At 67.6% G+C, this 14,485-nt stretch carries 11 protein-coding genes; 4 read left to right on the top strand and 7 right to left on the bottom strand.

Annotated elements, in window-relative coordinates:
• Nucleotides 1–27: 27 nt before the first annotated feature.
• From BVG12_RS11535 to BVG12_RS11550, 4 genes are read right to left on the bottom strand one after another with little or no spacing between them, the layout of a single operon-like run.
• On the bottom strand, nucleotides 28–1,404 hold the full coding sequence (locus BVG12_RS11535) for an efflux transporter outer membrane subunit (protein ID WP_075792507.1): 1,377 nt from the start codon (nucleotides 1,402–1,404) through the stop codon (nucleotides 28–30).
• Nucleotides 1,401–2,519, bottom strand: a complete 1,119-nt coding sequence (locus BVG12_RS11540; RefSeq protein WP_075792508.1) for an HlyD family secretion protein — start codon at nucleotides 2,517–2,519, stop codon at nucleotides 1,401–1,403. Before BVG12_RS11540 ends, BVG12_RS11535 begins: the two co-directional genes overlap by 4 nt.
• A 15-nt stretch (nucleotides 2,520–2,534) precedes the next feature.
• Complete coding sequence (locus BVG12_RS11545) at nucleotides 2,535–4,271, bottom strand: MFS transporter (RefSeq protein ID WP_075792509.1); 1,737 nt, start codon at nucleotides 4,269–4,271, stop codon at nucleotides 2,535–2,537.
• Nucleotides 4,268–4,696 (bottom strand): MarR family winged helix-turn-helix transcriptional regulator, encoded by a 429-nt coding sequence (locus BVG12_RS11550; protein WP_075792510.1) that lies wholly within the window; start codon nucleotides 4,694–4,696, stop codon nucleotides 4,268–4,270. Before BVG12_RS11550 ends, BVG12_RS11545 begins: the two co-directional genes overlap by 4 nt.
• Before the next feature lie 204 nt (nucleotides 4,697–4,900).
• Here BVG12_RS11550 and BVG12_RS11555 point away from each other — a divergent pair, with 204 nt between their 5' ends.
• A complete protein-coding gene (locus BVG12_RS11555) occupies nucleotides 4,901–6,145 on the top strand; it encodes a dienelactone hydrolase family protein (RefSeq protein WP_169926807.1) in 1,245 nt (414 codons plus the stop codon).
• A gap of 322 nt (nucleotides 6,146–6,467) precedes the next feature.
• The gene (locus tag BVG12_RS11560) at nucleotides 6,468–7,667 is read left to right on the top strand and encodes an esterase/lipase family protein (RefSeq protein WP_075792511.1); all 1,200 of its coding nucleotides are present in this window, start codon (nucleotides 6,468–6,470) and stop codon (nucleotides 7,665–7,667) included.
• Here the strand turns inward: BVG12_RS11560 and BVG12_RS11565 are convergent, their stop codons facing one another.
• The 3 genes from BVG12_RS11565 to BVG12_RS11575 form a co-directional block, all read right to left on the bottom strand.
• A complete protein-coding gene (locus BVG12_RS11565; RefSeq protein WP_075792512.1) occupies nucleotides 7,668–9,572 on the bottom strand; it encodes a hybrid sensor histidine kinase/response regulator in 1,905 nt (634 codons plus the stop codon). It abuts the gene before it with no gap.
• A gap of 191 nt (nucleotides 9,573–9,763) precedes the next feature.
• Nucleotides 9,764–10,630: a helix-turn-helix domain-containing protein gene (locus BVG12_RS11570; protein WP_075792513.1), complete on the bottom strand. Its 867-nt coding sequence runs from the start codon at nucleotides 10,628–10,630 to the stop codon at nucleotides 9,764–9,766.
• 28 nt (nucleotides 10,631–10,658) lie between these two features.
• Complete coding sequence (locus BVG12_RS11575; RefSeq protein WP_083684933.1) at nucleotides 10,659–11,507, bottom strand: alpha/beta fold hydrolase; 849 nt, start codon at nucleotides 11,505–11,507, stop codon at nucleotides 10,659–10,661.
• A 254-nt stretch (nucleotides 11,508–11,761) separates the two neighbouring features.
• On the opposite strand from BVG12_RS11575, the gene BVG12_RS11580 reads away from it, so the two are divergent.
• Both BVG12_RS11580 and BVG12_RS11585 read left to right on the top strand, forming a co-directional pair.
• On the top strand, nucleotides 11,762–14,005 hold the full coding sequence (locus tag BVG12_RS11580; RefSeq protein WP_075792514.1) for an ATP-binding protein: 2,244 nt from the start codon (nucleotides 11,762–11,764) through the stop codon (nucleotides 14,003–14,005).
• A gap of 19 nt (nucleotides 14,006–14,024) precedes the next feature.
• Nucleotides 14,025–14,483: a response regulator gene (locus BVG12_RS11585; RefSeq protein WP_075792515.1), complete on the top strand. Its 459-nt coding sequence runs from the start codon at nucleotides 14,025–14,027 to the stop codon at nucleotides 14,481–14,483.
• Nucleotides 14,484–14,485 lie beyond the last annotated feature (2 nt).

A 14,485-nucleotide genomic window follows, 5' to 3' on the forward strand; every position in this document is an offset into this window, starting at 1 on the left:
CCCTCCTTCATGGTGATGTGAACGATTCTAGCGGGCGGGCGCCCAGCCGCCGCCCAGCGCACGATACAAGTCGACGTGGGCCTGCAGCCAGGCGGCGCGCAGCTGCAGGGCGCCGGTCTCGGCGCTGAAGGCGTTGCGCTGGGCATCCAGCTCTTCCAGGTAGGACGAATAGCCGTTGCGATAACGGTTGTGGGCGATGCGCAGCACTTCGGCCGCCGCCACGCGGCGTGCCTCGGCCTGGTCCAGCTGTTCGCGCAGGCGCTGCACGGCCGTCAAGGCGTTGTCCGTGTCGGCGAACGCGTTGCGCACGGCCGCTTCGTACGCGAACACGGCGCGGTCGCGCAGCGATGCCGTGATCTCGGCCTGGGCCCGCAGACGGCCCCCGTCGAACAGCGGCGCCAGCACGCTGCCGCCCACGCTCCACAACCTCGTCGGCGACGACAGCAGGTCCGGCAGGCTGGTCGCATAAGCGCCCAGCGACGCCGTCAGGCGCAGCGACGGCAGCATCTGGTCGCGCGCGGCGGCGAGGTTCGCGTCGGCCGCGGCGACCGCGCGCTCGGCCGATGCGACGTCGGGCCGCCTGCGCAGCAATTCCGACGGCAGGCCGGGCTGGATCGCGGGCGCGTTCAGGCTGCCCAGCTCCGCGCCCCGGGCCACCGGTCCGGGATTGGCGCCGGCGAGGATGTCGAGGGCGTTCTCCTGCTGCGCGATCGCCCGTTCCAGCTGGGGCACGGCGGCGGCCGTCGCGCGGTACTCGGCCTCGGCCTGCGACAATTCCAGGCGCGAGCTGTAACCGACCTCGAACTGGCGCCGCGCCAGTTCCAGCGAGCGCTGGCGCGACGCGAGCGTCGCGTGCGCGAGGGCCAGCTGGGCGTCGAGGCCGCGCAGGTTCAGGTAGCCGGACGCCGCGTTCGCCGCCACCGACAGCGCCGTCGCATCCGCCGCCGCCTGCTGGGCCGCGTAGTCGAGGCGCGCCGCTTCCGTCAGGCTGGCCGTGCGGCCGAACGGATCGAGTTCGTAGGCGGCCTGGAACGCGCCCTGCATCGCCGTCGAATAGATCGGCGTGCCGAACGGCCCGATCACGCGCGCCCGCGTGGGTGTGAAGCCGACCGACAGGCTGGGCTCCTCGGCCGCATGCGCCACCTGGATGCGCGCCCGGTATTCGCGCAGCCGCGCCTGCGCCGTGCGCACGTCGTTGTTGCGTGTCAAGGCCTGGGCGACGAGACGGTCCAGCACGGGATCGCCGAACGCCCGCCACCAGTCGCGTTCGACCGGCGCGCCCGGTCCGACCCGGCCCCGCCACGTGGATGGCACGACGAGCGTCGTCTGCGGCGGCGGCTGCACGGGGATGCGGCAGCCGGCCAGCAGCGCCGCGCAGGCGCCCAGCATCAGGCGGCGCCTCATCGCGCCTGCCCCGGTCCCGGCGGTATGCGTCCGCCGGCCTTCGTGTCGATACTCGCCACCACCGACATCCCCGGCCGCAGCCGCGCGGCCAGTTCCTGGTTCGGGTCGATGCTGATGCGGACCGGGATCCGCTGCGCGATCTTGACGAAGTTGCCCGTCGCATTGTCCGGCACGATCACGGAGAACTCGGAACCGGTGGCGGGCGAGATCTGCTCGACGTGGCCGCGCAGCGTGGCGTGGTTGAGCGCGTCGACGGTGAACGTGACGGGCTGGCCGAGGCGCACGTCGGCCATCTGCGTTTCCTTCATGTTGGCGATGACCCACATCGTCTGCGGCACGAGCGCCGTCAGCTGGGCGCCCGCGTTGACGAACGCGCCCAGGCGCACGCCGACCTGCCCCAGCTGGCCGTCGCGCGGCGCCGTGATCCGCGTGTTGGACAGGTCGATCTCGGCCAGCCGCACGGCCGCCTCGGCGTTCGCGACGGCCGCTTCCAGCGAAGCGTGGTTGACCTCCACCGTGCGCAGGTTCTGGCGCGAAATTTCCAGCGCGGCGCGCGCCTGCTCGGCCGCGGCGACGGTCTGCGCGCGGGCGGCGCGGGCGGCGTCCCGTTCGCGCGCGGAGAGCGAGCCGTCGGCCGCCAGTTCTTCCACGCGGCGCAGGTCGGCGTTGGCGCGCTGGGCCTGCGCGGCGGCGTTGGCGACGGCGGCCTGGTTCTGGGCGATGGTGGCGCTGGCCGTCTTGCGGCTCTGCTCGAAGTTGGCGAGCGCCGCGCGCTGCGTCGCGAGCTGGGCCTTCGCCTGGTCCAGGCGCTGCTGGTAGATGCGGTCGTCGATGCGCATCAGGAGCTGGCCCTGGCGCACCATCTGGTAATCCTGCACGTCGACCTCGACGACGTAGCCGGACAGCTGCGGGCTGATGATCGTCACCTGCCCCCGCACGAGGGCGTTTTCCGTCGTCTGCAGCGCGCTGTGGAACGGCGGCAGGCGCCAGGCATACAGCACGATCAGCACGCCGATCAGGGCGATGAGCGCAAACAGCACGCCGCTGGCGATGACGTTGCGGTTCGACTTCTGCTGCGTCGTGGTGGTCGTCGTGGTGGTTGTCGTTTCCGGCATGGCAGAGGGCTCGGGTCAGGTTGGGACGGCCGGCGTCGGCATGGGCGGACGCGGCGCCGTGCGGCGGTCGCCGGACGGCACGGCGATCGGCGAATCGGTCGGATCGGGCGGCGCCGGGACCGGCGCCGGCGCCGGCGGTGGCGGCGACACGTATTTCAGCCACAGCGAGCGGCCGAAGATCCAGGCGGCCAGCAGGGTGGCGATGATGGCGATCAGCAGGAACACGTCGTTGTAGGCGAGGATGTTGGCTTCACGCGCCGCCGCCTGGCTCAGCACGGCGATGCCCTGGCGCGTGCGCGCGGCCGGGTCGGCGAGCACGCGCGCGTACGCGGCCCCGCCCTGCTGGATGCGCGCGGCGACGAGCGGATCGAGCGAACTCAAGTGCTCGGCCAGCACGGACGAATGGTATTTTTCGCGCATCACCTGGAACGTACCCAGCAGCGAGGAGCCGATCAGGCCGCCGAGGTTCTGCGTCAGGCCGAACAGCACGGAAAAGCTGATCAGGTTCGCGGGATTGGCGATCACGGCTCCGAGCAGGGTCAACAGCAGCGGCCCGAGGAACATCACGCCGCCGAACGCCAGCAAGCCCTGGCTCACGTACATCTGCGCGGGCCGCGTGACGTTGGTCGCGTTCGAATCGATCCACGCGCCCAGCGCCATGATCAGCAGTGACACGACCTGCGGCGCCATCAGGTGCGGCGGCCGGATGATCAGCACGGACACCGCGATCCCGAGGATGGTGGAAAGCAGGATGACGAGGAACAGCGTGTGCATCTCGTCGTTGTTCAAGCCGACGAGGCGCAGGAAGCCGACGGCGCCCACGCTCTGTTCCGACAGCACGACGCGCACGAGCATCAGCGCGATGGACAGGCGCACGATCATGCCGTTGGTCAGCCAGCGGATGTTCAGCAAGGGATTGTCGCGGTTGTGCTCGACGCAGATCGCGGCCAGCAGCAGCACGATGGACACGGCCAGCGCGATGCCCACCCACGCATTCTCCGTCCACCACAGCACGCGGCCGAACGTCAGCGCCGCGCACAGCAGCGCCATGCCGGGCGCGAACAGGGAAAACGTGAGGAAGTCCGTGGGCCGGAACGCCTTGAAGCGGTCGCCCGGCGGCAGTTTCAGCCACAGCACGGCGGCCAGGGTGACCAGCGTCAGGCCCAGCTCGAACAGATACAGGCCGCGCCATTCCGCGAACTGCAGCAGGTTGCGCGAAAAAATATAGGCGATCGGCTGCGCCAGCTGCGCGATGCCGGTCGAGATCACGATCCCGCGCGGCCGCCATTCCTTTTTAAACGCCTGCAAGGTGTAGTACAGGCCCAACGTGGACAGCGCCGCGCCCACCATGCCGTGGGCCGCGCGCACGGCGATGGCCGAGCCGAGGTCGCCCACGAACAGGTGGCCGAACGTGACGAGCGCGTACAACACGAGGAAGAACTCGGTGAATGCGCGCAGGCCGAATTGCTGGCGGAATTTCACCAGCAGCAAATTCATCGAGACATTGGTCATCACATAGGCCGTCGGCAGCCAGTTGGCCTCGGCCGAGAACACGCCGAGCGTGCCCTGCAGGTTGACGAGGTTGACGGTGACGAGCGCGTTGCCCAGGCCGCCGGTCAGGGTCACCAGGGTGCCGATCAGGAAAAAGGCGATGCGCCGCGGCGTCGAGTGCTTGGGAAACGACGGACCGCCCGGCATGGTGGGGCGTTCGTCCGGGTGCCACTGGCGCGGCGCGTAGTCGGCGTCGCTCATGCGCGCTCCAGTAGCCGTTGCAGTTCGTCCAGCACGGCCGCCGCGGCCACCATCGCCGCCTCGTCGAGCCGCGCGACCGTCGCGCGCCGCAGCGCGGCCGCTTCCGCATGGACCTGTCGCGCGACCGCGTCGCCATGCGGCGTCAGCGCGATGCGCTTGACGCGGCGGTCGCCCGGTTCCGCGTCGCGCCGCACGAGGCCGCTTGCGACGAGCCGGTCGAGCGTCGTCACGAGCGTGGCGCCGTCCACGCCCAGCCGGCGCGCCAGTTCCCGCTGCGACGGCGGCGCCGGGCTGTCCGCCACGGCGGTCAACGCGTTCCAGCCGGCGCTCGTCAGCCCGTGCGCCTTGAGGTGGCGTTCGAGCGCGAGACGCCACGCGCGCGCGCCGCCTTGCAGGGCTTGCAGGAAACGGTCGTCGGTATTCATGTCAGTTAAACATGGCTATTCCAATCGTTGGCCCTGCGGATTATCTGCCTGTTATGGCAAATGTGGCCACACACGAAGATTTAGTTGGAGAATTGGTTAATTGGGCATTGCTCTGGAAAATCACCGTGCTTAAAATCAACTTATTCCGCGAGGCAATCAGTTCTCGGGGAAAAGTGCAAACCCGGTGTCGTTCCAGAGTTTTCCATGCTTAAAGTCCGCCCTTCCGTTCGCCAACTGACGTCCGCCTTCCTCGCCGCCCTGGCCTTCCTGCCCGGCCTGGCGATCGAACAAGAGTTGCAGCTCGACTACCGGATCAATGAACACATCGTCCTGATCCCGGCCGGCCAGGACCACGAGGCACGCCTGGAGACGACCGTGTTCCAGCCGAACGGTCCGGGCCCGTTCCCGCTCATCATCATCAACCACGGCAAGGACCCGGGCCATCCGAACCTGCAGCCGCGCGACCGCTTCTACCACATGGCGCACGCCTTCGTGGAGCGCGGCTATGCCGTGATGGTGCCGATGCGCCAGGGCTTCGCCAACTCGACGGGCCATTACCGCGACCACGGCTGCGACATGACCGCCAACGGTTACACGCAGGCCGAGGACATCAAGGACACCCTCGCCTATGCCCGCGACCAGAAATGGGTCGACACGGACCACATCGTCGTCGCCGGCCAGTCGTACGGCGGCCTCGCGACGATGGCGCTGGGCACCGAAGACCTGCCGGGCGTGCGCGGCCTGATCAACTTCGCCGGCGGCCTGCGCGACGACAGCAACGGCTGCGGCTGGCGCTCGGCGCTCGTCTCGGCCTTCGCCGAATACGGTGCGCAGAACAAGGTGCCGAGCCTGTGGATGTACGGCCAGAACGATTCGCTGTTCTCGCCGGAACTCGTGGCGCGCATGCACGACGCGTTCGAACAGGCCGGCGGCCACGCCCAGCTCGTCGAATACGCCCCGTTCAAGCGGGATTCGCACGGCATGCTCGCCAGCCGCGACGGCCAAAACGTATGGCTGGCCGATACGATGAAATTCCTGCAGCAGGTCGGCATGCCGACCAGGATCGTGTACAAGGTGCCGGAACCGCCGCAGCCGCAGGCGACCAATTTCGCCGGCGTGGACGACGTCGACGCCGTGCCCTTCCTCAGCGAGAACGGCAAGCGCGCCTACCGCGAATATCTGACCAAGATGACGCCGCGCGCGTTCGCCGTGTCGCCCAGCGGCGCGTGGTGCTGGGCCGAGGAAGGCGAGGATCCGGACGCCAGAGCCCTGGCCACCTGCTCGGCCAAGAGCGACAAGCCGTGCCGCCTGTATTCGGTGGACGAGAACGTCGTGTGGAACCCCGACCTGGCCGAGAAGGCCGCCGTCACGGCATCGAACACGCCGACACCCGCCGGTCCGGGCGATCGCGCGGTGGGCAATGCGGCCGGGATGACGGTGGCGAACTGATCGCCTCGTTGCACGAACAAAACGGCCGCTGGACGGCCGTTTTTTTTTCGCTCTGCACCATGACGGTAGCGTGGGGTATATGTGAGGCCGGTGGCCGCACATACGAACGTGCCCACGCGTGACATGTGCGGTTTGTTGGCGTCACGCGTGGGCGGCGGCCGCCCGCCCTACGCACAACGAACCCGGGCGTAGTGCGCACAAGCAACACCGGTGCGGATGTGTTGCGTCGCAGCAGCCGTTTCGCCGTCCCGGTCGAGGCAGCGCAAATGTCGCGCCGCATATCAAACCGACAATGGGCTCGCCACGTCCAATGGAGAGCCACATGTTGCGACTGACAAAAACCTGCGCCTGCGCGCTGCTGGCGCTCGCGCCATTGCTGTGCGCGCCCGTCCGCGCCGCGAATAACGATCCCGTCGTGCTCGTGCACGGCGTACTCGGCTTCGGCCCCGAATCGCACCCGCTCGGCAGCTTCCTCTACTGGGGCGGCTACGGCAACATCGCCGCGCACCTGGCCGTCTACCACGGCCCGCATACCATCTTCACGGCCCAGGTCGGCGCGATCGCATCGAACTGGGACCGCGCCGCCGAGCTGTATGCCCAGATCAAGGGCGGCTGCGTCGACTACGGCGCCCACCACGTGGCGCGCTACGGCTATCCGGGCCAGCCGCAAAAGCCGGCCGGCAAGTGCTGGGCGGCCGATCCCGCCAACAATCCCGAGAATTACCCGCTCGCGTTCTACCCGCAATGGGATGCCGCGCACCCGGTCCACATGATCGGCCACAGCCAGGGCGGCACGACGATCCGCGCCCTGATCCAGTTGCTGGAGCACGGCTCGCCGGACGGCGACGAGGGCGGCGGCGAACTCTACAAGGGCGGCAAGGTCGGCTGGATCAAGAGCGTCGTCACGATCTCGGCGCCGCACGATGGCACCACGTTGCGCGACGCCGTGCTGGACGTGCTGCCGAACCTGCGCAGCCCCTTGCGCGACATCCTCGACAACGAACTGGCCCACTGGGAACTGGCGCCCGACGGCGCGCGCGAATTCAACCGCTGGGCACTGACTTCACCCTCGGTCTATTACTTTTCGGTGGGCACGCTGGCCACGGAGGCCGGCGCGTGGTGCTGCAACGGGACGGACCGTATCCTCGCGCCGGTACAGAACACGGCGTTCCAGTATCCGCGGGCCGACATGATTCCGTACTTCAAGCTGTTCGCCGGCGAATGGATCGTCGGCTCGCTGGCCCAGCCGGGCATGGGCTCGTACACGCAGTACGCGCCGGGCCGGGTGCGCATCGACAGCGCGTGGTTCCCGAACGACGGCGTCGTCAACACAGTGAGCATGCGCGCGCCCAGCGGGCATCCGGTGCGCGATTACGACGGCAAGGCCGTGCGCGGGATGTGGAATTTCCTCGGCAATTACCGGGGCTACGACCATTTCGATATCTTGAACTGGCCGAACAACGGGCCGTCCGCCGACCCGATCTACGAACGGATCAGCGACATCATCTTCAATCTCGATTGATCACATCGCCGTGCGCAAGGTCCGCGCCAGGTCCGACAAGCGGTATGGCTTGTTGACGAACGCGAACTCGTTGAGGTCGACGCCGTGCCGCTGCTTGAGCGCCGGCAGCGGGTAACCGGACGCGAGCATGATCTTTGTGCGCGGATAATGCTCGCGCGTAAAGCTGGCCAGTTCGATGCCGTTCATCCCGTTCGGCATCACGACGTCGGTGAACAGGATGTCGACGTCGCCCTGCTCCATCACGTCGATCGCTTCCTGGCCGCTGGCCGCCGTGACGACGTCGTAGCCCATGCTGGTGAACAGCGACGCGGCCACGTCCATCAGGTCCGGCTCGTCCTCGACGATCAGCACGCGCTCCGTATGCTCGGCGCGCGCCTCCTCGATGGTGTTCACCGCCGCCGGCAGGTAGATGGAGATGGTCGTGCCCTCGCCCGGCTTGCTGTCGATGGCGACCTCGCCGCCCGACTGCTTGATGAAGCCGTACACCTGCGACAGGCCCAGGCCCGTGCCCTTGCCGACCTCCTTCGTCGTGAAGAACGGCTCGAAGGCGCGCGCCACCACCTCGGGCGGCATGCCGGTGCCCGTGTCGCTCACCGTCACGCGCACGTATTCGCCCGGCGCGAGGCCGACCGGCTGCTGGCCGTCGGCCACGACGTTGGCCGTCGCGATCGTCAGGCGGCCGCCGTCGGGCATCGCGTCGCGCGCGTTGACGACGAGGTTCAACAATGCCGATTCGAAACGCGCGCTGTCGATCATGGCGCTGTGGGCCTTGCGGTCCAGGTCGATCACGAAGTCGATGCTCGGGTTGCCGGCGCGGCGCAGCACGGTCTCGAAGCCGCGGATGATGCCGTTGAGGTTGCGCGCCTCGGCCTGCAGCGGCTGCTGGCGCGCGAACGCGAGCAGCTGCTGGGTCAGGCGCGCGCCGCGGTCGATCGCGCGGCGCATCGATTCCAGCGTGCGCGTATCGCCGTCGCCCCGCTGCAGGCTCAGCACTTCCAGGCCGCTCGACAGCACCGACAGCAGGTTGTTGAAGTCGTGCGCGACGCCGCCCGTGAGCTGGCCGATCGATTCCATCTTCTGCGCCTGGTACAGCGCGATATTGGCTTTTTCCAGGGCCTCGTCGGCCTTCTTTTTCTCCGTCAGGTCACGCGTGATCTTGGCGAAGCCGAGCAGTTCGCCGTCGTCGCCGCGGATCGCGTCGAGCACGGCATGGGCCCAGAAACGCGAGCCGTCCTTGCGTACGCGCCAGCCCTCGGATTCGTAGCGGCCCGCCGTGGCGGCCGTCTCCAGCGCATGCCTGGGCGCGCCCGTGGCCTGGTCTTCCGGCGTGTAGAAGCGCGAGAAATGGCTGCCGATGATCTCGAACTGGCTGTAACCCTTGATGCGCTCGGCGCCCGGGTTCCAGTTGGTGACGGTGCCTTCCGGCGACAGCATGAACAGCGCGTAGTCGGTCACGCCGTTCACCAGCAGGCGGAACCGCTGCTCGCTCTCGCGCAGCGCATCTTCGGCGCGCTTGCGCTCGGTGACGTCGCGCGTGACTTTCGCAAAACCCAGCAGGACGCCTTCCTCGTTGTAGATCGGATCGATGACGACGTGGGCCCAGAAGCGCGAGCCGTCCTTGCGCACGCGCCAGCCTTCGGCCTCGTACTTGCCCTCCGCCAGCGCGATCGACAGCGCCCGCGCGGGCTTGCCCGCTTCGCGATCTTCCGGCGTGTAGAAGCGCGAGAAGTGTTCGCCCAGGATCTCCTGGGCGACATAGCCCTTGAAACGGTTGGCGCCGGCATTCCAGCTGCTGACGTAGCCGTTCGGGTCGAGCATGTAGATGGCGTAGTCACTGATCCCGGAGATCAGGTACTGGTAGCGCCGCTCGTCGGGCCAGGGTTGCGTATTGGTCAGGTCGTTCATTACTGCGGTTATCGTGGGCCGAAAGGTGGAGGAAACCAGCCCATCATACACCCCAGGAAAAATGCCTGCGCGCGTTGCAATTAACGAATTTTACATTGTCAATTTTCGACATTCAAATCATCAAAATGGCGGCGTTCTTCGTACATAGTCACAAAAAACCACTAGAATTGATGAGCCAAATACCGCGTGCGTCATGTTGCCGCGCTGAACCGTTCGTGGAACCACGCCGCCGTCGCGTTGTCAGCAGGAAAGAACGATTCCAGGCGCAACTCGTGCACGGTGACGTCGTGCGGGGTGCCGAGCGTCGTGATGGTCGTGAACAGGTTCAGTTCCGCGCCCTCGTGCGCGATCGTCAGCGGCAGGAACGGCAGCGCACGCCGGTCGAGGTTCGGCACCGGGCTTTCCGCGGCGGCCGCCATCCCCGGCAAGGCGGACAACTCGGCCAGCAGCTTTGTCGCCTCGCTGCCCGGGCCGTCGGCCATGGCTTCGCGCTGGATCCACAAGAGGCTGTCGGCGCACACGGCCTGCCAGTTGACGAGGCGCGGCCGCAAACCGGCGGGGTCGAGCATCAGGCGCAGCACGTTGATGGAGCCGTCGCGCGGGATGGCCGCATCAAGAGGCAGGCCGAGCAGCCACCTCATGAAACCGGCGGCGGGCTCGTTGAACCTCACGAGATTCCACAACCGGTCCACGACGAGGGCGGGAAACGGCGCCTGCTGGCGCAGCATGAAGTCGAGCGCCCGCATGACGGACGACAGCTCCGGGTCGGACAGGCTGCGCTCCTGGTAGGCGGGCGCGAAGCCGGCCGCCAGCAGCATCGCGTTGCGCTGGCGCAGCGGCACGTCGAGGACGAGGCCGAGCTTGAGGACCAGGTCGCGGCTCGGCTGGGCGCGTCCGCTTTCCAGGAAGCTCAGGTGGCGCTGCGACACGCCGCCGTCCACGGCCAGCCGCAGCTGGCTGTAGCCGCGCCGGGTGCGCCAGTAGCGCAGTGCGGAGCCGAAGTCGCTGAAGTACCCGTCGCCGCGCGCCTGCGTCGCGTCCGCGTGTCCGTCCTGCATGGCGCCTCCTTGATGTAAAGGCATCAATTTAGACCTCGGCGCGGATGAACTCAAGCAACTCGCCGTTGACCTGCTCCACATGGGTGAGGAACATGCCGTGCGCCGCGTCTTCGTAGATGACGAGGCGGCAGTCTGGCACGAGGGCGTTTGTCCTGCGGGCCGTCAGGTCGAGCGGCGCGGTCACGTCGAGGGCACCGGCGATCAACAGGACTGGCACGTCGACCGCTTCCAGCTCCGCCCCCATGTCGGACGCCTGCACGGCCACGTGGCAGTCGTGCAGAGCCTGCAGCGAACATTGCAGGGCCATCTGCGCGAGCCAATCCCGCATGCGCGGGCCGGCGCCGGGGACGAACGGCTCGACGTTCTCGTCGATCCAGCGCGGGAAGTCGTGCAGCAGCTGCGTGCTGCGGAACTGTTCCAGCAGGGCCGGGTCGACCCCGTTCGGATTCGATGCGGACAGCGCGATCCCCGGCGTCATCGGCCCGAGCAGCGCCACCTGCCGCACCCGCGCGCTGCCGTGGCGCGTGAGGTAGCGCACGATCTCGTTGCAGCCCATCGAGTGGCCGACCAGCACGACGTCGCGCAGGTCGAGCGCTTCGACGACGGCCGCGATGTCGTCGGCCAGCGTGTCGATGTCGTAGCCGCCGCCCGGGTCGGACGAGCGGCCGTGGCCACGCCGGTCGAAGGCGATGCAGCGCAGGCCCCGGCGCGCCAGCGCCATCATCTGGTAGCTCCAGGAATCGGAGCACAGCGACCAGGCGGACACGAACAGCACGGGACGGCCCCTGCCCCAGTCGCGGTAGTACAGGTTGACGTCGCCGGCGATGATGGTGTTCGGCGCGCTCGTATAGGCACGGGTGTGGCGGGAGGTGGTCATGGTCGTTTCCTTCGGTGGGTTGACGATGGGACCAGTGTGCCCGCCGGCGCGCAGCGCGGCGATTACCTCCCAGGTAATGACGGCAGCATCATGCGTGAGCGCAATTCGCCGGATTCGCGCCCAAATCGACGAGGTATCGTTGCAATATTGCCGCATTCACCCCGCATACTCAAATACCGGAAATAATTGACGTTTGACTTTTCTTGTAAAATGCATGGCTTGTAACCCGACGTTTCGATCCCTGTTCCCGATCCATGACCCAGGCCGTCACCGCACCCGTACTCGACCTGTCGACCTGCGACAAGGAACCGATCCGCACGCCCGGCAGCATCCAGCCGCATGGTTTCCTGCTGACCCTGGCGCCCGACCTGACCGTGCTGCAGGCGAGCGCCAATCTGGGCGACTGGTCCGGCGTGCCGGCGAACGCCGCCATCGGCCGTCCGCTGGCGGACGCGATCGGCGAGGAGGCCGCGCGGCGCCTCGCGCCCGAGCTCGCGGCCGACCTGGGCCAGCGGCCGTTCTACGTGGGCACGGTCACGACGGGCAACGACCGCCACTTCGACGTGCTCGCCCACCAATGGGACGGCGTCATCAATGCCGAATTCGAAGCGGTCGACCGCGCGGAACCGGCCGATTTCCGCCATCTGTATCCGCTGATCGGCGACTTCCTGCACAAGGTGAACGACTCGAGCAGCATCGAATCGCTGGCGGCCCTCGCGTGCCAGCACGTGCGCTCGGTGACGGGCTTCGGGCGCGTACTCGTGTACCGGTTCGACGCCGACGGCCACGGCCACGTGATGGCGGAAGCGCGCGACGAACGCTACCACTCGTACATGGGGCAGCACTTTCCGGCGTCGGACATCCCGGTCCAGGCGCGCGAGCTGTACAAGCTGTCGCGCATCCGCCTGATCCAGGATGCCACCTACACGCCGGCGCCGCTGGTGCCGCCGCTGAACCCCGTCACGGGCAAGCCCAACGACCTGTCGTTCGCCGCGCTGCGCAGCGTCTCGCCCGTGCATTTGCAGTACATGCGGAACATGAACACGCTGGCGTCGATGTCCGTGTCGCTGATGGTCAGGGGCGAGCTGTGGGGCCTGATCTCGTGCCACAACGAAGGCCCGACGCCGGTCGCGTTCGAGAAGCGCACGGCGTGCGAGCAGCTGGGCCAGATCCTCGCGCTGTGCATCGAGTCGCGCGAGGACGCGGCCGACCTGCAGTTCCGCCTCGAAGTGCGGCGCACGATGGTGTCGATGCTGGCCGGCCTGACGCAGGGCAGCGACTTCATCGAGAACCTGTCCAGCGTCTTCCCCGACCTGCTGCGCTTCGCGCGCGCGTCGGGGGTGGCGATCATGGTCGACGACCGCATCCTGACGTATGGCGACACGCCGGAACAGGACGACATCCTGGCCCTCGTCAACTGGCTGACGCTGCACGACCACGGCGACGTGTTCCACACGGATAAGCTGTCGGCGCTGTACCCGCCGGCGGAACGCATGATCCGCAACGCCAGCGGCCTGCTCGCGATGCCTATTTCGCGCATCCACAAGCACTACCTGCTGTGGTTCCGTCCGGAGTGGGTGCACACCATCGAGTGGGCCGGCAATCCGCATTCCAAAGCGCCGGCGCCCGGCGCGCCGACGCAGCTGTCGCCGCGCACGAGCTTTGCCGCGTGGCGCGAGACGATCCACGGCACGAGCCTGCCGTGGCACGGGGGCGAGATCGAAATGGCGCTGGAATTCCGCACCGCCCTGCTCGGCATCGCACTGGAACGCGCCGAGCAGATGGCCGAACTGGCCGAGGAACTGGGGCGCGCCAACAAGGAACTGGAAGCGTTCTCGTACTCGGTGTCGCACGACCTGCGCGCGCCGCTGCGCCACATCGTCGGATTCGCCGACCTGCTGCTCGAATCGGCCGGCAGCGAAGACGCCCAGCAGCGCCAGCGCTTCCTTAAAAACATCAAGGATGCGGCGCGCCTGGCCGGCAAGCTCGTCGACGACCTGCTGTCGTTCTCGCAGATGGGCCGGGCCTCGCTGCGCCCGACGACGGTCGACATGAACGACCTGGTGGCGGCCTGCCTCGACAAGCTGGCGCTGGAAACGCGCGGCCGCAACATTGAGTGGGACATCGGCCCGCTGCCCACGATCTGCGCCGACCCGACGTTCCTGCACCTGGCCATGTTCAACCTGCTGTCGAACGCCGTCAAGTTCACGGGCCAGCGCGATCCGGCCGTGATCCGCGTAGTCGCCGAAGACCATCCGATGGAAACGGTCTTCCACGTGGCGGACAACGGCGCCGGCTTCAATATGGAATACGTCCACAAGCTGTTCGGCGTATTCCAGCGCCTGCACCGGATGGAAGACTTCCAGGGCACGGGCATCGGCCTGGCCAACGTGCGCCGCATCGTCGAGCGCCACAACGGCCGCGTCTGGGCCCATGCCGTGCAGGGCGAAGGCGCGACGTTCTCGTTCGCGCTCCCGAAACAGCATCCCCAACATTGAACGTTATTCAAAAGTACTCATGCTTAAGCCCATCTTGCTGGTCGAAGACAACCCGAACGATCTCGAACTCACGCTGATCGCACTGTCCAAGAGCCAGCTCGCCAACCAGGTCATCATCGTGCGCGACGGCGCCGAGGCGCTGGACTACCTGCACCGCCGCGGCGACTACGCGTCGCGCCCGGCCGGCAACCCGGCCGTCGTGCTGCTCGACCTGAAATTGCCGAAAGTGGACGGCCTCGAAGTCCTGCGCGAAATCCGCAGTACGGACGGCCTCAAGCCGCTGCCGGTCGTGATGCTCACCTCGTCGAAGGAAGAACAGGATCTGGTGCGCAGCTATGAACTGGGCGTGAACGCCTATGTGGTGAAGCCCGTCGATTTCACGGAATTCGTGCGCGCGATCGCGGACCTGGGCATCTTCTGGGCCGTGCTGAACGAACCGCCGCCGGGGTCGCAGCGCTACATCAAGCCCAGCAAATAATC

The organism is Massilia putida, assembly GCF_001941825.1.
Classification (GTDB): Bacteria; Pseudomonadota; Gammaproteobacteria; order Burkholderiales; family Burkholderiaceae_D; genus Telluria; species Telluria putida.